Source organism: Streptomyces sp. NPDC043427, from assembly GCF_056436655.1.
On record NZ_JBWKCC010000003.1, the window covers coordinates 302,003 to 326,102 of the forward strand.

25 protein-coding genes are annotated in these 24,100 nt (G+C 71.3%); 10 read left to right on the plus strand and 15 right to left on the minus strand.

Annotation, left to right across the window (positions count from 1 at the left end; all coding sequences use genetic code 11):
• Positions 1-4: 4 nt before the first annotated feature.
• The 6 genes from AC067M_RS08685 to AC067M_RS08710 all read right to left on the minus strand — a co-directional run bounded on the left by AC067M_RS08685 (position 5) and on the right by AC067M_RS08710 (position 6,648).
• On the minus strand, positions 5-1,429 hold the full coding sequence (locus AC067M_RS08685; RefSeq protein WP_478696262.1) for a BNR repeat-containing protein: 1,425 nt from the start codon (positions 1,427-1,429) through the stop codon (positions 5-7).
• 46 nt (positions 1,430-1,475) lie between these two features.
• Positions 1,476-1,796 (minus strand): L-rhamnose mutarotase, encoded by a 321-nt coding sequence (locus AC067M_RS08690; RefSeq protein ID WP_389518105.1) that lies wholly within the window; start codon positions 1,794-1,796, stop codon positions 1,476-1,478.
• A 17-nt stretch (positions 1,797-1,813) separates the two neighbouring features.
• Positions 1,814-2,899: a rhamnose ABC transporter substrate-binding protein gene (rhaS, locus tag AC067M_RS08695; RefSeq protein WP_478696263.1), complete on the minus strand. Its 1,086-nt coding sequence runs from the start codon at positions 2,897-2,899 to the stop codon at positions 1,814-1,816.
• Positions 2,900-2,938: 39 nt separating this feature from the next.
• Complete coding sequence (locus tag AC067M_RS08700) at positions 2,939-3,976, minus strand: ABC transporter permease (RefSeq protein ID WP_478696264.1); 1,038 nt, start codon at positions 3,974-3,976, stop codon at positions 2,939-2,941.
• Positions 3,969-5,009, minus strand: a complete 1,041-nt coding sequence (locus tag AC067M_RS08705) for an ABC transporter permease (RefSeq protein WP_478696265.1) — start codon at positions 5,007-5,009, stop codon at positions 3,969-3,971. Before AC067M_RS08705 ends, AC067M_RS08700 begins: the two co-directional genes overlap by 8 nt.
• Positions 5,010-5,133: 124 nt before the next feature.
• Positions 5,134-6,648, minus strand: a complete 1,515-nt coding sequence (locus AC067M_RS08710; protein ID WP_478696266.1) for a sugar ABC transporter ATP-binding protein — start codon at positions 6,646-6,648, stop codon at positions 5,134-5,136.
• 261 nt (positions 6,649-6,909) lie between these two features.
• Here AC067M_RS08710 and rhaI point away from each other — a divergent pair, with 261 nt between their 5' ends.
• The 6 genes from rhaI (at position 6,910) to AC067M_RS08740 (ending at position 14,674) form a co-directional block, all read left to right on the plus strand.
• Positions 6,910-8,070 carry an L-rhamnose isomerase gene (gene rhaI / locus AC067M_RS08715; RefSeq protein ID WP_478696267.1) on the plus strand — a complete coding sequence of 387 codons (1,161 nt, stop codon included), beginning with the start codon at positions 6,910-6,912 and terminating at the stop codon, positions 8,068-8,070.
• 113 nt (positions 8,071-8,183) lie between these two features.
• Positions 8,184-10,223, plus strand: a complete 2,040-nt coding sequence (locus tag AC067M_RS08720; RefSeq protein ID WP_478696268.1) for a bifunctional aldolase/short-chain dehydrogenase — start codon at positions 8,184-8,186, stop codon at positions 10,221-10,223.
• Between the two features lie 5 nt (positions 10,224-10,228).
• Positions 10,229-11,665: a rhamnulokinase gene (locus tag AC067M_RS08725; protein ID WP_478696432.1), complete on the plus strand. Its 1,437-nt coding sequence runs from the start codon at positions 10,229-10,231 to the stop codon at positions 11,663-11,665.
• Between the two features lie 72 nt (positions 11,666-11,737).
• Positions 11,738-12,493: a (Fe-S)-binding protein gene (locus AC067M_RS08730; RefSeq protein ID WP_478696269.1), complete on the plus strand. Its 756-nt coding sequence runs from the start codon at positions 11,738-11,740 to the stop codon at positions 12,491-12,493.
• Positions 12,490-13,968 carry a LutB/LldF family L-lactate oxidation iron-sulfur protein gene (locus tag AC067M_RS08735; protein WP_478696270.1) on the plus strand — a complete coding sequence of 493 codons (1,479 nt, stop codon included), beginning with the start codon at positions 12,490-12,492 and terminating at the stop codon, positions 13,966-13,968. The genes AC067M_RS08730 and AC067M_RS08735 overlap by 4 nt, the downstream gene beginning before the upstream one ends.
• A 58-nt stretch (positions 13,969-14,026) precedes the next feature.
• Positions 14,027-14,674 carry a LutC/YkgG family protein gene (locus tag AC067M_RS08740; RefSeq protein ID WP_478696271.1) on the plus strand — a complete coding sequence of 216 codons (648 nt, stop codon included), beginning with the start codon at positions 14,027-14,029 and terminating at the stop codon, positions 14,672-14,674.
• Between the two features lie 21 nt (positions 14,675-14,695).
• On the opposite strand, the gene AC067M_RS08745 is transcribed toward AC067M_RS08740, so the two are convergent.
• A complete protein-coding gene (locus AC067M_RS08745; RefSeq protein WP_478696272.1) occupies positions 14,696-15,079 on the minus strand; it encodes a winged helix-turn-helix transcriptional regulator in 384 nt (127 codons plus the stop codon).
• Between the two features lie 114 nt (positions 15,080-15,193).
• Between AC067M_RS08745 and AC067M_RS08750 the strand changes: the two genes are divergently transcribed.
• The 3 genes from AC067M_RS08750 (at position 15,194) to AC067M_RS08760 (ending at position 18,425) form a co-directional block, all read left to right on the plus strand.
• Positions 15,194-16,066: an SDR family oxidoreductase gene (locus tag AC067M_RS08750; protein WP_478696273.1), complete on the plus strand. Its 873-nt coding sequence runs from the start codon at positions 15,194-15,196 to the stop codon at positions 16,064-16,066.
• A gap of 122 nt (positions 16,067-16,188) precedes the next feature.
• Positions 16,189-17,046 (plus strand): AAA family ATPase, encoded by an 858-nt coding sequence (locus AC067M_RS08755; RefSeq protein WP_478696274.1) that lies wholly within the window; start codon positions 16,189-16,191, stop codon positions 17,044-17,046.
• Positions 17,043-18,425 carry a VWA domain-containing protein gene (locus tag AC067M_RS08760; protein ID WP_478696275.1) on the plus strand — a complete coding sequence of 461 codons (1,383 nt, stop codon included), beginning with the start codon at positions 17,043-17,045 and terminating at the stop codon, positions 18,423-18,425. The genes AC067M_RS08755 and AC067M_RS08760 overlap by 4 nt, the downstream gene beginning before the upstream one ends.
• A gap of 25 nt (positions 18,426-18,450) precedes the next feature.
• Here AC067M_RS08760 and AC067M_RS08765 read toward each other — a convergent pair whose 3' ends face one another.
• The 6 genes from AC067M_RS08765 to AC067M_RS08790 all read right to left on the minus strand — a co-directional run bounded on the left by AC067M_RS08765 (position 18,451) and on the right by AC067M_RS08790 (position 22,701).
• Positions 18,451-18,816: a cupin domain-containing protein gene (locus AC067M_RS08765; RefSeq protein WP_478696276.1), complete on the minus strand. Its 366-nt coding sequence runs from the start codon at positions 18,814-18,816 to the stop codon at positions 18,451-18,453.
• A 141-nt stretch (positions 18,817-18,957) separates the two neighbouring features.
• A complete protein-coding gene (locus AC067M_RS08770; RefSeq protein WP_478696277.1) occupies positions 18,958-19,935 on the minus strand; it encodes a threo-3-hydroxy-L-aspartate ammonia-lyase in 978 nt (325 codons plus the stop codon).
• Positions 19,932-20,636 carry a helix-turn-helix transcriptional regulator gene (locus tag AC067M_RS08775; protein WP_478696278.1) on the minus strand — a complete coding sequence of 235 codons (705 nt, stop codon included), beginning with the start codon at positions 20,634-20,636 and terminating at the stop codon, positions 19,932-19,934. Before AC067M_RS08775 ends, AC067M_RS08770 begins: the two co-directional genes overlap by 4 nt.
• A 109-nt stretch (positions 20,637-20,745) precedes the next feature.
• Positions 20,746-21,795, minus strand: coding sequence for an iron-containing redox enzyme family protein (locus AC067M_RS08780; RefSeq protein ID WP_478696279.1), 1,050 nt, complete (start codon positions 21,793-21,795; stop codon positions 20,746-20,748).
• Positions 21,795-22,040 (minus strand): CDGSH iron-sulfur domain-containing protein, encoded by a 246-nt coding sequence (locus tag AC067M_RS08785; protein ID WP_478696280.1) that lies wholly within the window; start codon positions 22,038-22,040, stop codon positions 21,795-21,797. Before AC067M_RS08785 ends, AC067M_RS08780 begins: the two co-directional genes overlap by 1 nt.
• A complete protein-coding gene (locus AC067M_RS08790) occupies positions 22,024-22,701 on the minus strand; it encodes a HemK2/MTQ2 family protein methyltransferase (protein WP_478696281.1) in 678 nt (225 codons plus the stop codon). The genes AC067M_RS08785 and AC067M_RS08790 overlap by 17 nt, the downstream gene beginning before the upstream one ends.
• 162 nt (positions 22,702-22,863) lie before the next feature.
• Here AC067M_RS08790 and AC067M_RS08795 point away from each other — a divergent pair, with 162 nt between their 5' ends.
• On the plus strand, positions 22,864-23,352 hold the full coding sequence (locus AC067M_RS08795) for a DUF6098 family protein (RefSeq protein WP_478696282.1): 489 nt from the start codon (positions 22,864-22,866) through the stop codon (positions 23,350-23,352).
• A gap of 44 nt (positions 23,353-23,396) precedes the next feature.
• Here the strand turns inward: AC067M_RS08795 and AC067M_RS08800 are convergent, their stop codons facing one another.
• Both AC067M_RS08800 and AC067M_RS08805 read right to left on the minus strand, forming a co-directional pair.
• Positions 23,397-23,573, minus strand: coding sequence for a hypothetical protein (locus AC067M_RS08800; RefSeq protein WP_478696283.1), 177 nt, complete (start codon positions 23,571-23,573; stop codon positions 23,397-23,399).
• A 119-nt stretch (positions 23,574-23,692) separates the two neighbouring features.
• Positions 23,693-24,064 carry a DUF6479 family protein gene (locus AC067M_RS08805; protein WP_478696284.1) on the minus strand — a complete coding sequence of 124 codons (372 nt, stop codon included), beginning with the start codon at positions 24,062-24,064 and terminating at the stop codon, positions 23,693-23,695.
• Positions 24,065-24,100: the final 36 nt, after the last annotated feature.

Consider the following 24,100-nt stretch of genomic DNA (forward strand, 5'->3'; position numbering starts at 1 on the left):
CCTCTCATGCGGGCAGGGCGAAGTCGACGACGTGCAGCGCCGACGGGGTCGTACCGCTGGACTTCTCCTGGTACATGAACGACAGCACGTTGTCCGTCCGGACACGCATCTCGTCGATGACGACCTCGCCGAAGGCGTTGAGGCCGCTGCCGTCGAACAGGATGCTCCAGTCGGTGTAGCCGGACGCCTTGGAGGCGCCCGCTATCCGGCCGAAGGGGAAGACCGCGTAGGCGTTGTCGTACTTGTCGAGGAGCAGCTTGGTGCGCTGGCTGGAGCCCAGCGGGACCGGGATCTCGGTCTTCTGCCAGGCGCCGGAGGAGTTCTTGCGGACGTGGAAGGCGCGGCCGTTGGCGGTGCGGTCGGCCACGTAGTTGGTGGTGCACTGGCCGAAACGGCCGGGAACGTAGCTGATGACGGCGTGCGGCAGGCCGGCGGAGTCGGTGAACTGGCTCTCCTGGTTCATCAGGGAGTGGTCCGGGTTGAGCGGGTCGACGACCAGGCCGCTGTCGGTGACGGCCACCTTGTCGGAGCCGCCGGTGGTGCCGACGACGGTGCCCGCGTTGTTGCGCCAGGTGCGGCCCCGGTCGTCGGAGAAGACGTAGCCGGTGTCGTGGTTGGTGATGCCGCCGCTGTTGCACATCACGGCGCCGTTCTGCTCGCGCCAGGTGAAGAAGGCGTGCAGTCGGCCGTTCTTGTCGTAGTCGATGCCGTGCAGATACATGTTGCGGGCCGTCGAGGAGCCGTGCTCGCTGGTGTAGGTGCCGGTGGAGCTGGACCACTCGCCGAGGTTGGTCCAGGTCGAGCCGTCGTACTCGGCGAGGGCGTTGCGGCCGTTGCCGGAGATGGCGACGCGGTAGCTCAGCTGGAGCTTGCCGTCGGGCGTGGAGATGAACTGCGGGTACGTGAACTGCGAGGTGAGCGCGAGGCCGTCCAGCGTGGACTGCGGCGCGCCGAAGCGGCTGGTGGTCCAGCTCAGGCCGGCCGGGTTGTCCATGAGCCCTGCCACCGACTTGACGTAGGTGAAGCCGTCGCTGTGGGAGTCCATGTTGAGGTGGAGGCGGCCGTCGATCCTGGAGACGCCCATGGAGATGACGTTGTGGGAGTCGTTGGTCTTGAGGGTGTGGCCGACCTTGACCGTGGACCAGGTGCTGCCGCCGAGGACGCGGCGGCCGACGACGGCGTTACGGTCGGCCGTGTACCAGACGGCGTACTGGTAGCCCTTGTAGGTCAGCAGTCCGTTCTTCTGGAACGAGTTGTTGTTGACCAGGCCGTCGTACGACACGAAGAAGATGGCCTGGCTGTCCAGGGTGGTGGTGCCGGTGCGGCTGACCGAGGGACCGGGGTCGGCGGCCCGGGCGGTGCCGGAGGCGAGGGCGGGGCCCGCCACGGCACCGGCGAGGGCCGCGCCCAGCAGCGTACGTCTGTTCATCTCGGGGGACTCCCTTGTCGGCGAGCGGGAACTGCGGGTGCGGGGGTCAGGCGAGGTGGAACACCTCGGTGAGCGGTTTCATGGCCTCGTCGGGCCGGGCGCCGTCCAGCGACTCGAAGAACGGCGCCATCTCCGCCTGCCAGCGGGCGTTGACGTCGGTGGCCTCCATGCCGGCCTGGGCGGCTGCGAAGTCCTCGGTCTCCAAGTAGCCGACCAGCAGGCCGTCTTCGCGCAGGAAGAGCGAGTAGTTGCGCCAGCCGGTGGCCGAGAGGGCTTCGAGCATCTCGGGCCACACGGCGGCGTGCCGCTCGCGGTACTCGTCGAGGCGGTCCGCCCTGACCTTCAGCAGGAAGCACACGCGCTGCATCAACAACCCTCCGGATGTCAGAAGTTGAACTGGTCGATGTTCTTCTTGTCGAACACGGTCGGCTTGCCGAGGCTGATCACGCCGTCCTTGCCGATGGTGTACGAGCCCATGTCGCCGGCCTTGAAGGTCTCGCCCTCCTTGCCGGTGATCTGCCCCGACACCAGCGCCACGGCCGTGCGGGCGGCCAGCTCGCCGAGCTTCGCCGGGTCCCACAGCTCGAAGCCGTCGACGGTGCCGTTCTTGACGTACTTGCGCATGTCGTTGGGGGTGCCGAGGCCGGTCAGCTTGACCTTGCCCTTGTACTTGGAGCCCGAGAGGTACTGGGCGGCGGCCTTGATGCCGACGGTGGTCGGGGAGATGATCCCCTTCAGGTTCGGGTACTCCTGGAGCAGGCCCTGGGTCTGCTGGAAGGACTTCTGGGCGTCGTCGTCGCCGTAGGCGACCTTGACCAGCTTGACGTCCTTGTACTTCGGGTCCTTCAGCTCCTCCTTCATGAAGTCGATCCAGGTGTTCTGGTTGGTCGCGGTCTGCGCGGCCGACAGGATCGCGATCTCGCCCTTGTAGCCGATCTGCTCGGCGAGCAGCTGCACCTCGGTGCGGCCGAGGTCCTCGGCGCTGGCCTGCGAGACGAAGGCGCTGCGGCAGTCGGCGGTGGTGTCGGAGTCGTAGGTGACGACCTTGATGTCGTTCTTCATGGCCTGCTTGAGCGCGGGGCACAGCGCGCCCGGGTCCTGCGCGGAGACGGCCATCGCGTCGACGCGCTGCTGGGTGAGCGTGTTGACGTAGTTCACCTGGCCGGAGGTGTCGGTGGCGCTGGAGGGGCCGACCTCCTTGTAGCTGGAGCCGAGCTCCTTCAGGGCCGTCTCGCCGCCCTTGTCGGCGGAGGTGAAGTACGGGTTGTTGACCTGCTTGGGCAGGAACCCGACGGTCAGCCCCTTCTTCAGGGCCGCGTTCGGGTCGGCCTTGCCCCCCGAGGCCGCGGCCCCGGTGCTCTCGTTCTTCACGTCCTCCTTGGTGGTGCCGCCACAGGCGGTGAGGGCGAGGGCGAGGGAGGTCGCGGCGGCGAGGGCCGCGGAGGCACGACGGATCGACGACTTGCGCATGGTGGTTCCTTTACGGGAAGGGCGAGGGGTGGCGATGAGTTACGAGGCAGGCGTGGGGACCTTGGACACCGGCGCTGAGGCGGCTCTGCGCCCGGCCCTGGCGACGGAGATCTGGCGTGCGACCCGGGGGCCGAGCACGGAGACGACGAGCAGGACGCCGGTGACGACGATCTGCGACTGCGCGGAGACATCCTGAAGGCTCATCACGTTCTGCAACGCACCCAGCAGGAAGACTCCCGCGATCGCGCCGCCGAGCGTGCCCTTGCCGCCGTCGAAGTCGATACCGCCGAGCAACACGGCGGCGATGACGGACAGTTCCAGTCCCGTCGCGTTGTCGTACCGGGCACTCGAGTAGTGCAGCGCCCAGAAGATGCCGGTGAGGGACGCCATCAGTCCCGTCACCGTGAACAGGAGCAGCTTCTGCCGTTTGACGCGGATGCCGGCGAACCGCGCGGCCTCCTCGCTCGCGCCGATCGCGAACAGCGACCGCCCGAACGGGGTGGCGTGCAGGACGACCACGGCGATCGCGAGCAGCACCAGGAAGGGCAGGAGGGCGTACGGGATGAACGTGTCGCCGATGCGTCCGGCCGCGAAGTCCAGGTACTGCGTGGGGAAGTCGGTCACCGCGTCGGAGCCGAGCACGATCTGCGCGATGCCCCGGTAGGCGGCGAGGGTGCCGATGGTGACGGCGAGGGACGGCAGCCCGAGCCGGGTCACCAGCAGGCCGTTGACGAGTCCGCAGACGATGCCGAGGAGCAGGCAGACCGGGATGATCGCCTCGATCGTCATGCCCTCGTTCCACAGCTTGCCCATCACCGCACCGGACAGCCCCGCCGTGGAGGCGACCGACAGGTCGATCTCGCCCGAGACCACCAGCAGTGTCATCGGCAGGGCGATCAGCGCGATGGGCAGGGTGCTGCCGATCAGGAACGACAGGTTGAAGGCGTTGCCGAAGCCGTCGACGAAGGAGAAGGAGAACAGCAGCAGGACGATCAGGAGGGCGCCGACGGCCTGGTCCCACCTCAGTGAGGCGGACCAGCGGCTCGCGTGGCTCGCAAGGGATCCGGACTCAGGCATGGCGGGCGTTCCTCTTCTTCAGGGCCGACGCCACCCGCAGCGCGACCATCCGGTCCACGGCGATGGCGAGGAGCAGCAGGATGCCGTTGATGGCGAGCACCCAGACGGAGCTGACGCCGAGGGCGGGCAGCACACCGTTGATGGAGGTCAGCAGGAGTGCGCCGAGCGCGGCGCCGTAGACGCTGCCGGAGCCGCCGGTGAAGACGACGCCGCCGACCACGACCGCGCTGACGACGGTGAGTTCATAGCCGTTGCCGGTGCCGGAGTCGACGTTGCCGAACCGGGCCAGGTACAGCGCGCCCGCGAGGCCGGCGAGGGCGCCGCAGAAGGTGTAGGCGACGAGGATCCGCTTGCGCACCGGGATGCCGGCGAGGCGGGCGGCCTCCGGGTTGGAGCCGAGGGCGTACAGTTCGCGGCCGCTGCCGAAGTGCTTGAGGTAGTACGCGGTGGCGATCACGACAGCGAGGGCGATCAGGGCCAGATACGGCACGGCGGAGAGGCCGCCGGAGCCGAAGTCGACGAATCCGCCGGGCAGGTCGGCCGCGGTGATCTGCCGGGAGCCGACCCAGATGGAGTCGACGCCGCGGATGATGTACATCGTGCCGAGGGTGACGACGAGCGCGGGCACCTGGCCGAGGCTGACCAGGAGGCCGTTGAGCAGTCCGACGCCGATGCCGAGCAGCATCGCCAGCGCGATCGCGACGACCGGGTTGCCGCCGCCGTGCAGATAGGTGCCGGCGGCGAAGGCGGTGATGCCGAGGGTCGAGCCGACGGACAGGTCGACGTTGCGGGTGATGACCACCAGCGACTGTCCGGTGGCGACCAGGACCAGGATGGTCGCGTTCAGCAGCAGGTCCTTGATGCCCTGCTCGGAGAGGAACTCGCTGTTGCCGGCCTGGGTGATCGCGATCATCACCAGGAAGACGACCAGGATGGCGAGTTCACGCATCTTGAAGACGCGGTCGACCAGCCGGGTGCCGCTGGACTTGGGCACTTCGGCGGCGGGGGCTTCGTTCGGGGTGATCACCGTCATGCCGCTGTCCTATCGTTCGCTTCTCTGCCCGCGCGGCGCAAAGGTGCGGCTTTCGTTGTCGTCTGCGGCCCGGCGGCCGCGCGCGCTCCCCCACTGCCTGAAGGGCGTGGGCGGTACCCCCGGCTCACGCGGCCCTCCCCGTGGCTGCGGCCATCACGGTTTCCTCGGTGGCTTCGGAGCGGGGGATCTCGGCGGTGAGCCGGCCCTCGTGCATCACCAGCACGCGGTCGGCCATGCCGAGGACCTCCGGCAGGTCGGAGGAGATCATCAGGACGGCGACGCCGTCGGCGGCCAGCTGGGACAGCAGCCGGTGGACCTCGGCCTTGGTGCCGACGTCGATGCCGCGGGTGGGCTCGTCGACGATGAGCACCTTGGGTCCGGTCGCCAGCCACTTGGCGAGGACGACCTTCTGCTGGTTGCCGCCGGAGAGCGTGTTGACGGTGTCGGCGATCCGGGCGTACTTGACCTGGAGCTTGACGGCCCAGTCGAGGGACCGGCTGCGCTCGGCGCCGCGGTCCATGAGCCCGGCCTTCACGGTCGTACGCAGGCCGGTCAGGCCGATGTTGCGCTCGATGGACATGTCCATCACCAGGCCCTGGGCGCGCCGGTCCTCGGGGACGAGCGCGAGGCCGGCGGCCATGCCCGTGGAGGGGGCGCCGTTCGTCAACCGGCGTCCCTGCACCTCCACTTCGCCCGCGTCCCAGCGGTCGATGCCGAAGACGGCCCGGGCGACCTCGGTGCGGCCGGCGCCGACGAGGCCCGCGAGGCCGACGATCTCGCCGTGCCGGACCTCGAAGGAGACGTCGGTGAAGACGCCCTCGCGGGTGAGGCGGCGGACGCTGAGGGCGACCTCGCCGGGCTTGACGTCCTGCTTCGGGTAGAGCTCGTCCAGGTCGCGGCCGACCATGCGGCGCACCAGGTCGTCCTCGGTCATGCCCTCGACCGGCTCGCTGGCGATCCAGGCGCCGTCGCGCAAGGTGGTCACCCGCTGGCAGATCTCGAAGATCTCCTCCAGGCGGTGCGAGATGAACAGCACCGCCGCGCCCTGTTCGCGCAGGGTGCGCACGACGCCGAAGAGGCGGGCGACCTCGCTGCCGGTCAGGGCGGCGGTCGGCTCGTCCATGATCAGGACGCGGGCGTCGAAGGAGAGGGCCTTGGCGATCTCGACGATCTGCTGGTCCGCGATGGACAGGCCGCGGGCGGGCCGGTCGGGATCGAGCTCGACACCGAGGCGCGTCATCAGGGCGGCCGTGGCCGCGTGGGTGGCCTTGTGGTCGATGCGGCCGAGGGCGCGGCGCGGCTGGCGGCCCATGAAGATGTTCTCGGCGATCGACAGGTCGGGGAAGAGCGTGGGCTCCTGATAGATCACGGCGATGCCTGCGTCGCGGGCGTCGCCCGGGCCGTGGAAGACGACGGGCTCACCGTCGAGCAGCACCTGGCCGGCATCCGGACGGTGCACCCCGGCGAGCGTCTTGATCAGGGTCGACTTGCCCGCACCGTTCTCACCGGCGAGGGCGTGCACCTCGCCGGGGAACAGTTCCAGGGAGACGCCTCGCAGTGCGCGGACCGCGCCGAAGGACTTCGAGATGTCCTTCAGCGCCAGCACCGGGGCGGGTCCCGTGTCGGACGGGTGGGTCATGGGTGGCTCCTCGACGACGCCGGCGGAAGGCCGCCACGACGTCGTGAAAGGTTTCAACTGGGTTGCCGGGACGTTAGGCACGCCACCCATGTCACGTCAATGGGTCCGTCTCGAAAAAATTTCGATAGCCGAAGTTCACGCGCCGGTCACGACGAAGAGGGCCGGGGAGAGGGGTTGACAGCTCTTCGGGCGGCTCATAACTTCCCCTTCTGAATCGTTTCATACCGGAAGCCCGCCAACCCGATGTCACAGGAGCCCGAAGTGACCGATCTCGCCGCGGTGAAAGCCGCGCTGAAGACCCAGGCCATCGAGACGCCGTCGTGGGCGTACGGGAACTCGGGGACCCGTTTCAAGGTGTTCGCCCAGCAGGGCGTGCCGCGCACTCCGCAGGAGAAGCTCCAGGACGCGGCCCAGGTGCACGCCTTCACCGGGGTGGCGCCGACCGTGGCCCTGCACATTCCGTGGGACAAGGTCGGCGACTACGCGGCACTCGCGAAGTTCGCCGAGGAGCGCGGCGTGAAGCTGGGTGCCATCAACTCCAACACGTTCCAGGACGACGACTACAAGCTGGGCAGCATCTGCCATCCGGATGCGAAGGTCCGGCGCAAGGCCGTCGATCATCTGCTGGAGTGCGTCGACATCATGGACGCGACGGGGTCGACGGACCTGAAGCTGTGGTTCGCGGACGGGACGAACTATCCCGGCCAGGACGATGTACGCGGTCGGCAGGACCGGCTGGCCGAGGGGCTGGCCGAGGTGTACGAGCGGCTCGGGGACGGGCAGCGGATGCTGCTGGAGTACAAGTTCTTCGAGCCCGCCTTCTATACGACCGACGTTCCGGACTGGGGCACGGCGTACGCGCACTGCCTCAAGCTGGGGCCGAAGGCCCAGGTCGTGGTCGACACGGGGCACCATGCGCCGGGGACCAACATCGAGTTCATCGTCGCCACGCTGCTGCGGGAGGGGAAGCTCGGGGGGTTCGACTTCAACTCGCGGTTCTACGCGGACGACGACCTGATGGTGGGGGCGGCGGATCCGTTCCAGCTGTTCCGGATCATGTACGAGGTCGTGCGTGGGGGTGGGTTCACCTCCGAGGTGGCGTTCATGCTGGATCAGTGCCACAACATCGAGGCGAAGATTCCGGCGATCATCCGGTCCGTGATGAATGTGCAGGAAGCGACCGCGAAGGCGCTGCTGGTCGATCGGGCGGCGTTGGCTGCCGCTCAGGTTTCCGGTGATGTGCTTGAGGCGAATGCGGTGCTGATGGACGCGTACAACACGGATGTGCGGCCGTTGCTGCGTGAGGTGCGCGGGGAGATGGGGCTGGGCCCGGAGCCGATCGCGGCGTACAAGGCGTCCGGGTGGGCCGAGAAGATCGTTGCCGAGCGGGTGGGAGGGGAGCAGGCCGGTTGGGGCGCGTGAGCGTCTGCCGGGTTCTCCTCTTCGCGGGCTGCGGACCGGTCGTGGCTGGTCGCGCAGTTCCCCGCGCCCCTAGGGAAGTTCACTTACCCCTCATCAAGAAGTAAGGAATGCTCATGTCCACCCATCCCGAAGCCGCCGCCCTTCTGGCCCGGTCCCACCGGCTCGGCGCTGATCCTCGGAACACGAACTACGCCGGTGGCAATGCCTCGGCGAAGGGCACCGCCACCGATCCCGTCACCGGTGGTGACGTCGAGCTGATGTGGGTGAAGGGGTCCGGTGGGGACCTGGGGACCCTGACCGAGGCGGGGCTCGCCGTGCTGCGGCTGGACCGGATGCGGGCGCTCGTCGATGTGTATCCCGGAGTGGAGCGCGAGGACGAGATGGTCGCGGCGTTCGACTACTGCCTGCACGGGAAGGGGGGCGCGGCACCGTCCATCGACACCGCGATGCACGGGCTTGTCGATGCCGCCCACGTCGATCATCTGCACCCGGACTCCGGGATCGCGCTCGCGTGTGCGGCGGACGGGGAGAAGCTGACCGCCGAGTGTTTCGGGGACAGTGTGGTGTGGGTGCCGTGGCGGCGGCCGGGGTTTCAGCTCGGGCTGGACATCGCGGCCGTGAAGGAGGCGAACCCGCAGGCCATCGGGTGTGTGCTCGGGGGGCACGGGATCACCGCCTGGGGGGACACCGCCGAGGAGTGTGAGCGCAACTCGCTGCACATCATTCGGACCGCCGAGGCGTTCCTCGCCGAGCGCGGGAAGCCGGAGCCCTTCGGGGGCGTCGTCCCGGGATACGAGGCGCTGCCCGAGGGTGAGCGGCGGGAGCGGGCGGCCGCGCTGGCGCCGTACGTCCGTGCGATCGCCTCGCAGGACAAGCCGCAGGTCGGGCACTTCACCGACTCCGAGGCGGTCCTGGACTTCGTGGCGCGGGCCGAGCACCCGCGGCTCGCCGCGCTGGGGACCTCGTGTCCCGACCACTTCCTGCGGACCAAGGTACGGCCGCTCGTGCTCGACGTGGCGCCGACGGCTCCGCTGGAGGATGCCGTCGCGCGGCTCAAGGAGCTGCACACCGAGTACCGCGCGGAGTACGCCGCCTACTACCAGCGGCACGCCGAGCCCGACTCCCCCGCGATGCGTGGTGCCGACCCGGCGATCGTGCTGGTGCCGGGCGTGGGCATGTTCTCCTTCGGCAAGGACAAGCAGACCGCGCGGGTGGCCGGCGAGTTCTACGTCAACGCGATCAACGTGATGCGGGGCGCCGAGGCGGTGTCGACGTACGCGCCGATCGAGGAGTCGGAGAAGTTCCGGATCGAGTACTGGGCGCTTGAGGAGGCCAAGCTTCAGCGGATGCCGAAGCCGAAGGCGCTCGCCACGCGCGTCGCGCTCGTCACCGGGGCCGGCAGTGGCATCGGCAAGGCGATCGCGCATCGGCTGGTGGCTGAGGGTGCGTGTGTCGTGGTCGCGGATCTCAACGCCGAGAACGCCGCCGCCGTCGCGGAGGAGCTCGGCGGGGCCGACAAGGCCGTCGCCGTGGCCGTCGACGTGACGTCCGAGGAGCAGATCGCCGACGCCTTCAAGGCGGCTGTGCTCGCCTTCGGTGGGGTGGACCTCGTCGTCAACAACGCGGGGATCTCCATCTCCAAGCCGCTGCTCGAGACCTCGGCGAAGGACTGGGACCTCCAGCACGACATCATGGCCCGCGGTTCCTTCCTCGTCTCGCGTGAGGCGGCGCGGGTGATGACCGCGCAGGAGCTGGGCGGCGACATCGTCTACATCGCCTCGAAGAACGCCGTCTTCGCCGGGCCCGACAACATCGCCTACTCCGCGACCAAGGCCGACCAGGCGCACCAGGTGCGACTGCTGGCCGCCGAACTGGGTGAACACGGCATCCGCGTCAACGGGGTCAACCCGGACGGTGTGGTGCGCGGCTCCGGGATCTTCGCCGGTGGCTGGGGGGCTCAGCGGGCCGCCGTGTACGGGGTCGAGGAGGAGAAGCTGGGCGAGTTCTACGCGCAGCGGACCATCCTCAAGCGTGAGGTGCTGCCCGAGCATGTCGCGAACGCCGTGTTCGCGCTGACGGGCGGGGAGCTCACCCACACCACCGGGCTGCATGTGCCCGTCGACGCGGGTGTGGCGGCCGCGTTCCTCCGGTGACGGCCGTGCGGTCGTACGCGGCGGTCGACCTCGGCGCGTCCAGTGGGCGTGTGATGGCCGGCCGCGTGAGCCCGGACTCGCTGGAGCTGGTGGAGGCGCACCGCTTCCCCAATCGGCCGGTCCGGGTGCCGGAGGGGCTGCGCTGGGACGTGCTGTCGCTGTACGCGGGGGTGCTGGACGGGCTGCGGGCGGCCGGGCAGGTGGATTCGGTCGGCATCGACAGCTGGGCCGTGGACTACGGCCTGCTCGACGCCGACGGGGCTCTGCTCGGCAACCCGGTGCACTATCGCGACGCCCGTACGGAGGGCGTCGCGGAGAAGGTGTGGGCGACCGTGCCGGCCGCCGAGCTGTACGCGGCCACGGGGATCCAGTACGCGCCGTTCAACACGCTGTACCAGTTGACGGCAGCGGCTTCCTCCGCCCAACTGGCCCAGGCTCGGCGCCTGTTGCTCATCCCCGACCTGCTGTCGTACTGGCTGACCGGTGAGCAGGGCACCGAGCTGACCAACGCCTCGACGACCCAGCTCGTCGATCCCCGGACCCGGGAGTGGTCGTACGACCTGGCCGCGCGGCTGGGGATCGACCTGAGCCTGTTCGCGCCGCTGCGGCAGCCGGGGGACCCCGCGGGTGTGCTGCGCGCGGAGGTGCTGGAGGAGACGGGGCTGACGGGGCCGGTGCCGGTGACGGCGGTCGGCTCGCACGACACGGCGTCCGCGGTCGCGGCGGTCCCGGCGACGGGCGAGCGGTTCGCGTACATCTGCACCGGGACCTGGTCGCTGGCCGGTCTGGAGCTGGACGCTCCCGTGCTGACCGAGGAGAGCCGCGCCGCCAACTTCACCAATGAGCTGGGGCTGGACGGCACGGTCCGCTATCTGCGCAACATCATGGGGCTGTGGCTGCTGCAGGAGTGCGTACGGGCCTGGGGTGACCCGGACCTGGGCGTGCTGCTGCGCGAGGCGGCCGCGGTGCCGGCGCTGCGGTCGGTGGTGGACGCGGGGGACGCGGCGTTCCTGGCGCCGGGCCGGATGCCGGAGCGGATCGCCGAGGCGTGCCGGGAGTCCGGGCAGCCCGTGCCGCAGAGCCGGGCCGAGGTCACGCGGTGCATCCTCGACTCCCTCGCGCTCGCCCACCGGCGGGCGATCCAGGAGGCGCAGCGGCTCGCCGGCCAGCCGGTGGACGTCGTGCACATCGTCGGCGGCGGTACGCGCAACGCGCTGCTGTGCCAGCTCACCGCCGACGCCTGTGGGCTGCCGGTGGTGGTCGGCCCGACCGAGGCCGCCGCTCTCGGCAACGTGCTGGTGCAGGCGCGGGCGCACGGCCTGGTCGGCGACCGCTCCGACATGCGGCGCCTGCTCGCCCGTACGCAGCCGCTCACGCGGTTCGAACCGCTCGGCGGCACGGACCGCTGGCGTGCGGCGGAGGCCCGGCTCACCGCACGGTGAGCCGGGGCCTCCCCTGGCCTGACTCCACCTACTAGGCTGCACTCATCCGATGACCGACCCCAAGGAGCCGCGATGCGTGTCGCACTGTTCCTGACCTGTGTCAACGACACGCTCTATCCGGACACCGGCCGTGCCGTGGTGAATCTGCTGACCAGGCTGGGCGTCGACGTCGACTTCCCGATGGCCCAGACATGCTGCGGGCAGGCGCACTACAACACCGGCTACCGCCATGAGGCCGAGCCGCTCGCGCGGCATTTCTCCGATGTCTTCGGGGAGTACGAGGCGATCGTGACGCCGTCCGGGTCGTGCGGGGCGATGGTGCGGGAGCTGTATCCGCGGATGGGCGAGCGGGCGCGGGCCGAGGGGCGCGGGGACGCCCTCGCGGCGACGCTGGCTCCGGTGGTGCCGAAGACGTTCGAGCTCACGGAGTTCCTGGTGGACGTGCTGGGGGTGACGGACGTGGGGGCGTACTACCCGCACAAGGTCACCTACCACCCGACGTGTCACGGGCTGCGCGGTCTCGGGCTCGGCGACCGGCCCCGACGGCTGCTCCAGGCCGTGAAGGGGCTGGAGCTGGTGGAGCTGCCGGGTGCCGACGAGTGCTGTGGGTTCGGCGGCACGTTCGCGCTGAAGAACGCGGACGTCTCGGCGGCGATGGGGGCGGACAAGGTGCGCAACGCCGAGTCGACGGGCGCGCAGGTGCTGTGCGCGGCCGACAACTCGTGTCTGATGCACATCGGGGGGACCATGGCGCGGCTGGGCACGGGCATGCGGCCGGTGCACATCGCGGAGATCCTGGCCAGCACGGAGGAGGAACCGGCCGTATGAGCGGGACGTTCGTCGGCATGCCGGCGTTTCCGAAGGCCGCGCACGAGGCCGTGGGCAACGCGACCCTGCGCGGCAATCTGCGCCACGCCACGCACACCATCCGCGCCAAGCGGGCGAAGGCCGTGACGGAGGTGTCCGACTGGGCCGAGCTGCGCGAGGCGGGCAAGCGGATCAAGGACCACACGCTGCGTCATCTCGACCGCTATCTCGTGCAGGTGGAGGAGTCGGTCACCGCGGCGGGCGGCATCGTCCACTGGGCGGCCGACGCGGACGAGGCGAACCGGATCGTGACCCACCTGGTGAAGATGACCGGTGAGTCGGAGGTCGTCAAGGTCAAGTCGATGGCCACGCAGGAGATCGGGCTCAACGAGGCCCTCGAAGCGGAGGGCATCCACGCCTACGAGACCGATCTCGCCGAGTTGATCGTGCAGTTGGGCAAGGACCGGCCTTCGCACATCCTGGTCCCCGCCATCCACCGCAACCGCGGTGAGATCCGGGACATCTTCGCCCGCGAGATGGGCGAGTGGGGCCGCCCGGCCCCCGAGGGCCTCACCGACACGCCCGCCGACCTGGCCGACGCGGCCCGGCTGCACCTGCGGGAGAAGTTCCTGCGCGCCAAGGTCGGCGTCTCCGGCGCGAACTTCATGGTCGCCGAGACCGGCACGCTGGTGGTCGTGGAGTCCGAGGGCAACGGCCGGATGTGTCTGACCCTGCCCGAGACGCTGATCTCGGTGGTCGGCATCGAGAAGATCGTGCCGACCTGGCGCGACCTGGAGGTGTTCCTCCAGACGCTCCCCCGCTCCTCGACCGCCGAGCGGATGAACCCGTACACCTCGACCTGGACCGGCACCACCGACGACGACGGGCCCAGCACCTTCCACCTGGTCCTGCTGGACAACGGCCGCACCGACACCCTCGCCGACGAGGTCGGCCGCCAGGCCCTGCGCTGCATCCGCTGCTCGGCGTGCCTGAACGTCTGCCCGGTGTACGAGCGGGCGGGGGGCCACGCGTACGGCTCGGTGTACCCGGGCCCGATCGGCGCCATCCTCAGCCCTCAACTCCGGGGCACGCAGAGCGAGATCGACGCCTCGCTGCCGTACGCCTCGTCGCTGTGCGGGGCCTGCTACGAGGTGTGCCCGGTCGCCATCGACATCCCCGAGGTGCTGGTGCACCTGCGCGAACGGGTCGTCGAGGGCGGCCCGGTGACGCGGGAGGGCAACAAGGTGGTGCTGAAGCCGGCGAAGGGGCACGCCGCCGAGCGGGCGGCGATGCGGGCGGCGCGCTGGGCGTTCAGCCGGCCGGGCGCGCTGCGGACCGGGCAGCGGCTCGCCTCCCGCACCCGTCGGCTCCATCCGCGTTCGCTGCCGGGGCCCGGCAAGGCGTGGAGCGCCACGCGCGATCTGCCGCCGGTGCCGGCGGAGCCGTTCCGGGACTGGTGGCAGCGTACGCGCGGTGGGCGGGAGGAGGCCAAGTGAGCGGCAGGGAACGGGTTCCGGGCCGGCGGCGCGGCCGAGGCGGGAAGGACGGCGCGAAGTGAACAGCAGGGAACGGATCCTGGGCCGGGTGCGGCGCGCGTTGGCCGACGTGGAGCGGGACGACCCGCCGTACGAGGCGGCCGTCGACCGTGCCTATCTGCGGGAGCACGGCGACCGCAGCGTCGAGCAGACCGTGGACCTGCTCGCGGAGAACCTGGCGGACTACCGCGCGATCGTGCACCGCTGCACGGACGCCGACCTCGCGGCGACCGTCGCGGGGATCCTGGCCGCGCGGGGCGCGAAGACGGTCCTCGTCCCGCCGGCCCTGGAGGCGGGATGGCTCGCGGCGGCGGACGCCGAGCGGGTCGCGGACCGGGCGGAGAGCACCCCGCACGAGCTGGACCAGGTCGACAGCGTGGTCACGGCGTGCGCGGTGGCGATCGCCGAGACCGGCACGATCGTGCTGGACGGCGGCCCCGACCAGGGCCGGCGCCGGATCACGCTCGTCCCCGACCTCCACGTCTGCGTGGTGCGCGTACCGGACCAGGTGGTGTCCTCCGTGCCGCAGGCCCTCGAACGCCTCGACCCGGCACGCCCGTTGACGTGGATCTCCGGTCCGTCGGCGACCAGCGACATCGAGCTGGACCGGGTGGAGGGGGTGCACGGTCCGCGCACCCTGGAGGTGGTGCTGGTGAGCGAGGGCTGACCGAGGCGCACCCGGATCGGCTCAGGGCAGGACCGGCCGGCCGTCGTAGGCCTCGCGGGCCTTCTCGACCCGGGCGAGGTTGTCGCCGGCCCACTCGGCGAGGTGGGCGAAGAGCGGGGCGAGGCTGACGCCGAGGTCGCTGATCTCGTACTCGACCCGAGGGGGTACCTCCGGGTGGTACGTGCGCACGACGAGCCCGTCGCGTTCCAGCTGTCGGAGCCGCTGGGTGAGCACTTTCGGCGTGATCCCGGTGATCCGCCGCTCCAGCTCACGGAACCGCTGGCGGCCGTGCGTGTGGAGACTCCACAGGATCGGTGTTGTCCACCGGCTGAACACGATGTCCACGACCGGACTGACCGGACAGGCGCGTGCGGGGTCGGTCGCGGCGGTGGCCGGCCGACTCATGTCTCCACCCATCGCATCCCTCCGGGGAAGTCACTTTCCTCTAGGTACCTAGTATATCGACGCTGTTAGCGTCGCTCTCGTCTTCAACCACACGGCTACAACGGGGAGTTGCTCATGTTCGTGGTGACGGGTGCGACCGGGAACGTCGGCGGGGAGCTCGTACGGGTTCTCGCCGAGGCCGGGGAGCCGGTGACGGCGGTGTCGCGGGGGGTCTCGGAGGCTGACGTACCGGAAGGGGCCCGGTACCGCAGGGCCGACCTGGCGGACCCGGAGAGTCTGCGTCCCGTCTTCGACGGCGCTCAGGCGTTGTTCCTGCACGACGGTGGGGCCGGCGCCCACCTGTTGAGTCCGCGGGACATCCTCGACGCGGCCAAGGGCGCCGGCGTCGAACGGGTGGTGCTGCTGTCCTCGCTGGGCGTCGTGACCCGGCCGGACTCGGCCTCGCACGGGGGTACGGGCCGGGCGATCGAGGAGGCCGTCAGACAGTCGGGCCTGGACTGGACGATCCTGCGGCCCGGCGGCTTCCACTCCAACGCGTTCGCGTGGGCGGAGTCGGTGCGCACCCGGCGGACGGTCGCCGCGCCGTTCGGGGACGTCGGCCTGCCCACGGTCGACCCGGCCGACATCGCCGCGGTCGCCGCCGTGGCGCTGCGCGAGGACGGCCACAGCGGCGCGGTCCACGAGCTGACCGGCCCCGCGCCCACCACGCCTCGCGAGCGGGCCGAGGCGATCGGCGCCGCGCTCGGCGAGCCGGTCCGCTTCGTCGAGCAGAGCCGCGACGAGGCCCGTGCGCAGCTGCTGGCGTTCATGCCCGAGCCGGTCGTCGAGACCACTTTGGGCATCCTCGGCGACCCGACCCCCGCCGAGCGACGCGTCAGCCCCGACGTGCGGCGGATCCTCGGCCGCGCACCCCTTGACTTCACCGACTGGGCCCGCCGCCATGTCGCCGTGTTCCGCGGGGAGCCGGAGGTGGTCGGTCAGCTGTAGCGCGGCCCGGCACTCCGGCGGCGGAGCCGGGGGCCCGTGACGGAGTCCCGTGACAGAACGGCTGAACAAGCGCTTAGATAGGTGCCCGGACACTGTTTCGCCCGCGACCGCCGGAGGCCCTGTTGTTCACGTCCGTCGACGAAGTCTCCGCCCGCCTCGCCGAGACCGGGTACCTGGCCTCCCCCGCCGTCGCCACGACCGTGTTCCTGGCCGACCGCCTCGGCAAGCCGCTCCTCGTGGAGGGCCCGGCCGGGGTCGGAAAGACGGAACTCGCGAAGGCCGTGGCGCAGGTGGCCGGGGCCCGGCTGGTGCGGCTGCAGTGCTACGAGGGCGTCGACGAGGCCCGGGCCCTGTACGAGTGGAACCACGCCAAGCAGCTGCTGCGCATCAGCGCGGGCCGCGACGAGTCATGGGACGAGACCCGCACCGACATCTTCGGCGAGGAGTTCCTGCTGGCGCGGCCGCTGCTGACCGCGATCCGCGGCGACGACCCCAAGGTGCTGCTGATCGACGAGACCGACAAGGCGGACGTCGAGGTGGAGGGCCTGCTCCTGGAGGTGCTCAGCGACTTCCAGGTGACCGTGCCCGAAATGGGCACCATCACGGCGACGCGCCGCCCCTTCGTGGTCCTCACCTCCAACGCGAGCCGCGAGCTGTCGGAGGCGCTGCGCCGACGCTGCCTGTTCCTGCACATCGGCTTCCCCGAGGAGGAGTTGGAGCGCCGGATCGTCCGGCTGAAGGTGCCCGGGATCGACGAGGCGCTGGCCGCGTCCGTGGTGCGGGTGGTCGGCGCGCTCCGCGCGATGGACCTGCGCAAGGTGCCGTCGGTCGCCGAGACCCTCGACTGGGCGCGCACCCTGCTCGCCCTCGGCGCGGACACCCTCGACGAGGAGGTCGTACGCGACACCCTGGGCGTGGTCCTCAAGCACCAGGAGGACATCCTCAAGGCGGCCGCCAAGCTCGACCTGGACGCGCTGTGACGGCGGACGCGACCGCGTCGGCGGCTGCACCGGCGGATGTGACGGCGCGGCTGACGGGCCTGGTCGCCGCGCTGCGGTCGCACGGCATCCGCATCGGCACCGGCGAGACCGTGGACGCAGGGCAGGCGGTCACCGCGCTGGGCCTCGCGGACCGCGCGCTGCTGCGCGAGGGGCTGGCGGCGACACTGCTGCACGCCCCGGGCCAACGGCCGGTGTTCGACGCCGTCTTCGACCTGTACTTCCCGCGGAGCGTCGGCGCACCGGACGGCGTCCGGGCGGACCGCGAGAACCTGCGCGACCGGCTCGCGTCGGCCCTCACCACCAACGACACCGCCCTGATGGGCCAGTTGGCGGTGGAGGCCGTCGACGGCTTCGGCGGCTACGGGAGTTCACCGGGTGCGGACGGCTGGTCGTCGTACCAGGCTCTGGACCGGATCCGACCCCAGACGCTGCTCGCCCGCGTCCGCGACGGCGTGCGCGCGCAGTCGCACGGTCCGGGGTTCGCCGACCGGCTCCTGGAGGACGAGATCCGGCGGCGCATCGAGGCCTTCCGCGCCCTGGTGGCGGCGGAGGCACGGCGCCGGGTCGCCGAGCGGCGCGGCCGGGACGAGATCGCGCGCCGGGCGGTCGCCCCGACCGCCGACCGGGTCGACTTCCTGTACGCCGGGAAGGACCGGCTGGCCGAACTGCGCCGCACCGTCCAGCCGTTGGCCCGCAAGCTGGCCACGCGCCTGGCCGCCCGCCGCCGTCGCGCCGCCCGCGGCACGATCGACCTGCGGCGCACCCTGCGCGGTTCGCTGTCGACCGGCGGGGTGCCGGTACGGCCCGTGCTGCGCCGACGCCGGCCCGCCCGCCCCGAACTGGTGCTGCTGTGCGACGTGTCGGGCTCGGTGTCCGGGTTCTCCGACTTCACGATGCTGCTGGTGCAGGCGCTGCACGACCAGTTCAGCAAGGTGCGGGTGTTCGCCTTCGTCAACCGCATCGACGAGGTGACCGGCCTCCTCGCCCATGGCACGGCCGACGCGGAGGGCCTCGGCACCCGCATCCGCGCCGAGGCCACCCTCACGGGCTGGCACGGCAGCAGCGACTACGGCGTCGCCCTGGGCGAGTTCGCGGAACGGTACGGCGCCGCGATCGGCCCCCGTACGACGGTCTTCGTGCTCGGCGACGCCCGCACCAACATGAGCGACCCGAACCTGCCCGCCGCCCGCCACCTCACCGAACGCGCCCGCCGCACCTACTGGTTGAACCCCGAGCCGCGGGCCCAGTGGGGCACGGGCGACTCGGCCGCCCTCGCCTACGCCGACCTGATCGAGATGCACGAGTGCCGCAACGCCCGCCAACTCAGCGCGCTGGTGGGGCGCTTGTTGCCGATCTGAGCGCGTCTCGGGCCCCTGACCGCGCTCAGCCCTGCTTGGCCTTCGCGTAGTCCGTGGCCATCTGGCCCGCGAAGTCGTACACGACGCACTGTTCGTCGCCCACCACCCAGGCGTCGTGTCCGGGTGAGACCACGAACACGTCGCCGGGACCGAACTCGGTCTCGCCGCCCTCATCCATGGTGACGTGCATGCGCCCCTGGACGACGTAGCCGTTGTGGTGGACCTGGCAGGTGTCGGTGCCCGCGATGGGTGCCACGGACTCCGTCCAGCGCCAGCCGGGCTCGAAGGTCGCCACGGCGAAGTCGAGACCCGTCATGTGGACGGCTTCGAGGTGGCCGCGGGGGAAATCGCGCCGCTCGTCCGGCTTGTCGAGCGTCTTCACTTCCAGCATGACGCTCCTCCCTTCCGGCCGCGCCTCAGCGCGGCCGGGGCCGGTCACCCCGGCGGCCCTGTGCGTCACCGGTGGGGGCCGAACCCCACCACTCCATCGTCCGCCCGTCCGCTGGTGGCCGCCATTCGGGGGAAGGCGAAGTCAGTCCGCGTCGCCGCAGAGGGAGGCGAAGCGGGCCGTGTCGACGTTGCCGCCCGAGACGATCACGCCGATACGGCGCGGGAGGGGCCCGGCGCGGCCGGTGAGGAGGGCGGCCAGCGGGGTGGCGCCGCTCGGCTCGACGACGATCTTCAGGCGCTCGAAGGCGAACCGCATGGCCTGACGGATCTCGTCGTCGGAGACCAGGGCGATGTCGTCGACGAGCCGCCGGTTCACGGAGAAGGTCAGTTCGCCCGGGGTGTGCAGGGCCTGGCCGTCGGCGATGGTGCGCGGCACGGGGATCTCGACGCGCCGGCCCGCCGCCAGGGATCGCTTGGTGTCGTCGCCCGCCTCCGGTTCGACGCCGATCATGCGGATGCCCGGGTGCAGGGCCTTGGCGGCCGTGGCGCTGCCCGCGATCAGTCCGCCACCGCCCACCGGAGTCATCAGGGCGTCCAGCTCGCCGACCTCCTCCAGGAGTTCGAGGGCCGCGGTGCCCTGGCCCGCCATGACGTGCGGGTGCTCGTAGGGCGGGATGAGCGTCAGACCTCGTTCAGAGGCCAGGGCCTCGGCGAGAGCGACGCGGTCCGCGGCGTAGCGGTCGTAGGTGACGATCTCGGCGCCGTAGCCCGCGGTCGCCTCACGCTTGGAGCGCGGGGCGTCCTCGGGCATGACGATCACGGCGGTGGTGCCGAGTTCCCGGGCGGCCAGGGCGACGGCCTGGGCGTGGTTGCCGGAGGAGTAGGCGGCGATGCCCCGGGCTAGCTGCTCGGGGGTGAGCCGGGAGGCGGCGTTGTAGGCACCGCGGAACTTGAACGCGCCGACCCGCTGGAAGTTCTCGCACTTGAGGAGGACTTCCGCCCCGACGAGCGCGTCGAGGGTCCGGGAGCGCAGCACCGGGGTGCGGTGGGCGACGCCCTTGAGTCTCGTGGCGGCGTCGCGGACGTCGTCGAGGGTGATCGGCGGGGGTGCGGTCGTCACGTGGGGTCTCCGTCGGAGGTCTGGTGGGTGGCTCGGGACTGGGAGAGGTAGCTGTAGGCGGAGGCGCGGGAGATGCCCAGGCGCACCGCCACCTGCTCGATCGCACGGCGTACGGCGAAGACGCCCCGCTCGTCGAGGCTGCGGAACAGCTCCAGTCGCCGTGCGCGGCCGAGGCCGGCCCAGGTCTGGTTCTGGCGCAGCAGATGGGCGTCGACGAGGGCGTCCACGACGGAGTCGATGTCGTTGCCGAAGGTGGTCACCGGCGGCTCGGCGCCGGCGCCGGCGATTCCGGCGAGCGCGCCGAGCAGGGCCTGGGCCTGGTGGACAGCGGTGACGTCCAGGTTGACGCACAGGGCGCCGAAGACCGCGCCCGTGGAGTCGCGCAACACCATCGTCGAGGACTTCACCAGCTGTCCGGCGCCGGTCCTGGTGAGGTAGTTCAGCTCGTCGCCGGCCTCGTCGCCGCGGGCCAGGACGCGCATGCCGATCTCGCTCATCGCTCCCCCCACCGCGCGTCCGGTCACCGAACCGGCGACGGCGACGACCGACTGCTCCGGGCGCCGGTAGTCGTGGACCACCACCTCGCACACGGGGCCGAACGTCGCCGCGATCCCGTCGGCGACCGGGCCCAGCGCGGCGAGGACCGCGTCCCGCTCGCGTTCCAGGGACTGCTCGGACAGCTCGGACTGCTCGGATGCCATGCGCCTCCCCTCCCTCTCGGGGTGGGGCCGACGGCCCCTGCGCCTGCCATGTTAGACGTGCAGTCCAGAGTTTGTACAGGCAGTCCAGAGGAGCGGGAGGGAAACCGCCTCACCGGATCGTCTGTGTCTCCTTCCGCCGCCGTGCGCCCCGACCATGGACATCCAGCAGCGCGCTGTTCCCCTGACGCCACGCGTCGAGGAGGCGGGCGGCCAACCGGTCCTCCAGCAGGTTCGTCGCCTGGATGCCGAAGACGACGTCGTCCTCCAGGCCGGGCTCGCTCTCCAGCAGCCCGCCGATCACGTCATGCCGGACGACCTGCTCATGCACGGCGTCCGCCTCCACGTGTTCGTCGTAGAACCGCACGGCCGCGGCGCCCGCCCCGACCCGGCGCAGGGCCTTCGCCAGTCGGCGGGACCCCGGGGACGACGTCACCTCGACCGTGGCGAAGTGCCCGACCAGGGCTCCGCGCAGGGCGCGGTGCAGGCCGAGCAGGGAGGCCAGGTTGACGGTGGCGAGGAGCTCGGCGGGCGCGACGTCCACGTAGTGGCCGTAGGCCGTCTCGAGCCCCAGGTCTTCCATCAGGTCGGCGAACAGCCGGGCGTGGATCTCGTCGGTCCGGCCCGCGCCGAACTCGTCGAACTCGACGGCGACCATCGCGGCCTTGGCCCGCCCGTGCAGACGAGGGATCACCCAGGCGTGCGGGTCGGCCTCCTTCAGGTGGTACAGCGACCTGAGGGCCGCGTACTCCCTGAGGTGCCGCAGCTCGCCCTCGTCGCGCAGGAAGTGGCTCACCCCGGTGGCCTCGGGGCCGACGGGCTCGGTCTGCAGGTCGTCCAGCGCCTGCCGTGCCGTGGCCCCGCCGTCGACGTCGGCACGCAGGGCCGCGAGGAACCGCTGCTCCAGGGCGCGGCGGACGCGCAGCAGGGCGGGGTCCCACTCCCGGTCGTCGTCGACGCCCTCGAAGCCCTGGTAGTGCAGCTCGTAGAGGACGTACAGGGCGAGCTGGAGGTCGTCGCCGTAGGGGTCGGCGTCCTCGACGGACGACAAGGACGGCTGGTGGCACGGGTCGCGCAGGGCGCCGAGCACCGCGTGGGAGAGCGGTCCCCGCGCGGTGGGCAGCTGTGGGCTCCGCTCACGCGGTTCACGACCGGTGGGCATCAGCCGGCTCCCTTCGTCCGAGACGTACGGTCCTGCTCCGGCCCCCCGCCCCTGGTGCGTCGCCGATGGCTCGTGTCGCACCACGGGTAGATGGCGCTGCGGCGGCATGTGCAGATGGCCACGGTGAAGCGGTTGGAGGTGACGACCTCGCCGTCCTCACCGACGATCTCGACCGGGCCCTCGACGAGCAGCGGCCCGTCACGCTCGGCCCGGATACGGCACGGACGCTCATTGTTTCGAGGCACGGATCACCACCAGCTCTTCCCTCAGGTCGGCGGCGGACAGCCCGCGTCCGCGCAGCCAGGTCAGCCTGGAGCGCAGTACCGGGCCGAACGGGATCGACGTCCGGTCCGTGACCTCCGCGCTCAGCCCGGCGCCCGTGAGCCGGGTCAGCGTGTCCTCCACCCCGCACAGACCGGAGTGCACCAGCAGCAGGGCACCGGTGGGGCGCAGCACCTCCGGCGCCTCGGCGCACACACGGTCCAGCAGGGCGCGCCCGTCCTGCCCGGCGTCCCAGGCGCGCGCGGCTCCCCGCGGCGGCCATCGGTCGGGGGACGGGACGTACGGCGGATTGCTGATCACCAGGTCGAAGGAGCGGTCGCGGACGGCGGCCGTGAGATCGCCGTGGCGGACGTCGACGCGCTGTCGGCTGCACCACGCGTTGAAGCGGGCGGTCATGACGGCCCGCCAGGAGATGTCCACCGCGGTGACGCTGGCGCCGAGCCGCGCGGCCTCCAGCGCGAGGGCGCCGCTGCCCGTGCCCACGTCCAGGACGTCCACACCGGCCCGGATGCCCTCACGGCGCAGCGCGTCGGCCAGCAGACGGGTGTCGTGCTGCGGCTCGTACACGCCGGGCGGGGTCCGCAGCCGCAGCGGGACGGGCAGTGTGGTGGTCTCGGTGGTCATCGGGCTCCTCGCCGTGCTCCGGCGGCACTCGGGTGGTCAGGTCTTCGTCGCTGCTCCCGGGTCCCCCTCCTGCATGTGCGCCACACATGATCGGTGCGCTTCTCGCACTTGCGGGTACACGGCGGACGATCACACCGGAGGACTTGGAGGAGGGCTGAATCGATGAGCCGCACGAACGATCTTCCCGTCCTGCGCTCCCTCGAAGAGCTGGGGAGCCTGGTGCGGCGCTATCCCGACCTGTTCGTGCGCTGGTCACGGGGCCCCCGGACCGACCTCGGCGCCTCGGGGAGCAAGGACGACCTGACGGGCGTACGCATGCCGGGGCTCTCGGCCAATCCGCTCGCCGTCGAAGCCTGGTGGGAGGACCGTCCGGTCGAACTCTGGGTCGCCCGGCGGCTCCACGACTATTCCCACCTGCCCCACGACAAGGGGCCCGGGGTGCGTGCCTGGGTGCTGCGGGGGCGGATCGAGGGCCGTGGTCCTGACAACGAACCACTGGTCCGCGAGGTCAGACCGGTCGGCTGGGTCGCCGACGGGGTCATCGAGGAGGCGCGGGCCGAGGTCGACCGGCAGGAGGGCGCCTGGGGCACCCTGCGCCGGGACGGCGACGACGACGCCGGAAACGCAGACGCCCGCGCCGACGACCGATGAGTCGTCGGCGCGGGCACGCGCCTCGCAGGGATCCGGCCAGGCCGTCAGTCCTCGCCGCGGACGATGTTCGAGTCGGAGCCGGCCCGGTCGACGGGCGCGGCGGTCCGGCCGTCGACGGCCGAGATCCAGGTACGTACGCCCTTGCCCCGCAGGCGACGGGCCCTCGCCCAGCCTGTCTCTGGCCTTCGGACTACCGGGTTCTCTGTGGCGTGCGCGGTCACGGTTGCTTCATCTTCCTTCTAAGGTCGCTGCGACCCCATGGGCCGGGTGTACGGACCGAGTCCCCCGCCGCGCCGCGGGCAAACGCCCGCGAGCCTCATACCCGGCAAACCGGGCCGGCTCACCTGCCTCCGGCGCCGCCGCTTCCGAACGAGCCGCTGGACCCCTCGTCCCAGCGCCGGGGGGACTGGTCTTCGCTGCGCCTGCTGCCGGAGTTCCTGACTTCGTGCGGGGTGAGGCGTTCGCTCCCGTCGGCCGCGCGGGGCATCTCGTCGGGTTCGCGGTGCTCGCGGGTCTCGCGCACCGGTCCGCCCTCGGGGACTCGGGGATGGCGTTCACCCGGTCGCAGGTGCGCGTGCTCACGCCCGCGCACCCTGGTGCCGAACCGGACGGCCCACACCAGTGCACCGGTGATGACGAGACCGCCGACGAGGATGGCGATGAATCCGAAGGTGGTACCGGCCCCGGCTGCTTCGTAGTGGATGGTGTCCATTGCCCCCGGGTACCCGCCACCGCCCTCCGGAATACG

Excerpts from the sequence above, each read along its gene's own strand:
- AC067M_RS08805 (WP_478696284.1), bottom strand. The coding sequence starts at position 24,064 with ATGGACACCATCCACTACGAAGCAGCCGGGGCCGGTACCACCTTCGGA.
- AC067M_RS08735 (WP_478696270.1), top strand. The coding sequence starts at position 12,490 with ATGAGCGGGACGTTCGTCGGCATGCCGGCGTTTCCGAAGGCCGCGCAC.
- AC067M_RS08765 (WP_478696276.1), bottom strand. The coding sequence starts at position 18,816 with ATGCTGGAAGTGAAGACGCTCGACAAGCCGGACGAGCGGCGCGATTTC.
- AC067M_RS08745 (WP_478696272.1), bottom strand. The coding sequence starts at position 15,079 with ATGAGTCGGCCGGCCACCGCCGCGACCGACCCCGCACGCGCCTGTCCG.
- AC067M_RS08705 (WP_478696265.1), bottom strand. The coding sequence starts at position 5,009 with ATGACGGTGATCACCCCGAACGAAGCCCCCGCCGCCGAAGTGCCCAAG.
- rhaS (WP_478696263.1), bottom strand. The coding sequence starts at position 2,899 with ATGCGCAAGTCGTCGATCCGTCGTGCCTCCGCGGCCCTCGCCGCCGCG.
- AC067M_RS08720 (WP_478696268.1), top strand. The coding sequence starts at position 8,184 with ATGTCCACCCATCCCGAAGCCGCCGCCCTTCTGGCCCGGTCCCACCGG.
- AC067M_RS08790 (WP_478696281.1), bottom strand. The coding sequence starts at position 22,701 with ATGACCACCGAGACCACCACACTGCCCGTCCCGCTGCGGCTGCGGACC.
- AC067M_RS08710 (WP_478696266.1), bottom strand. The coding sequence starts at position 6,648 with ATGACCCACCCGTCCGACACGGGACCCGCCCCGGTGCTGGCGCTGAAG.
- AC067M_RS08685 (WP_478696262.1), bottom strand. The coding sequence starts at position 1,429 with ATGAACAGACGTACGCTGCTGGGCGCGGCCCTCGCCGGTGCCGTGGCG.
- AC067M_RS08780 (WP_478696279.1), bottom strand. The coding sequence starts at position 21,795 with ATGCCCACCGGTCGTGAACCGCGTGAGCGGAGCCCACAGCTGCCCACC.
- AC067M_RS08750 (WP_478696273.1), top strand. The coding sequence starts at position 15,194 with ATGTTCGTGGTGACGGGTGCGACCGGGAACGTCGGCGGGGAGCTCGTA.
- AC067M_RS08775 (WP_478696278.1), bottom strand. The coding sequence starts at position 20,636 with ATGGCATCCGAGCAGTCCGAGCTGTCCGAGCAGTCCCTGGAACGCGAG.
- AC067M_RS08690 (WP_389518105.1), bottom strand. The coding sequence starts at position 1,796 with ATGCAGCGCGTGTGCTTCCTGCTGAAGGTCAGGGCGGACCGCCTCGAC.
- AC067M_RS08730 (WP_478696269.1), top strand. The coding sequence starts at position 11,738 with ATGCGTGTCGCACTGTTCCTGACCTGTGTCAACGACACGCTCTATCCG.
- AC067M_RS08795 (WP_478696282.1), top strand. The coding sequence starts at position 22,864 with ATGAGCCGCACGAACGATCTTCCCGTCCTGCGCTCCCTCGAAGAGCTG.
- AC067M_RS08700 (WP_478696264.1), bottom strand. The coding sequence starts at position 3,976 with ATGCCTGAGTCCGGATCCCTTGCGAGCCACGCGAGCCGCTGGTCCGCC.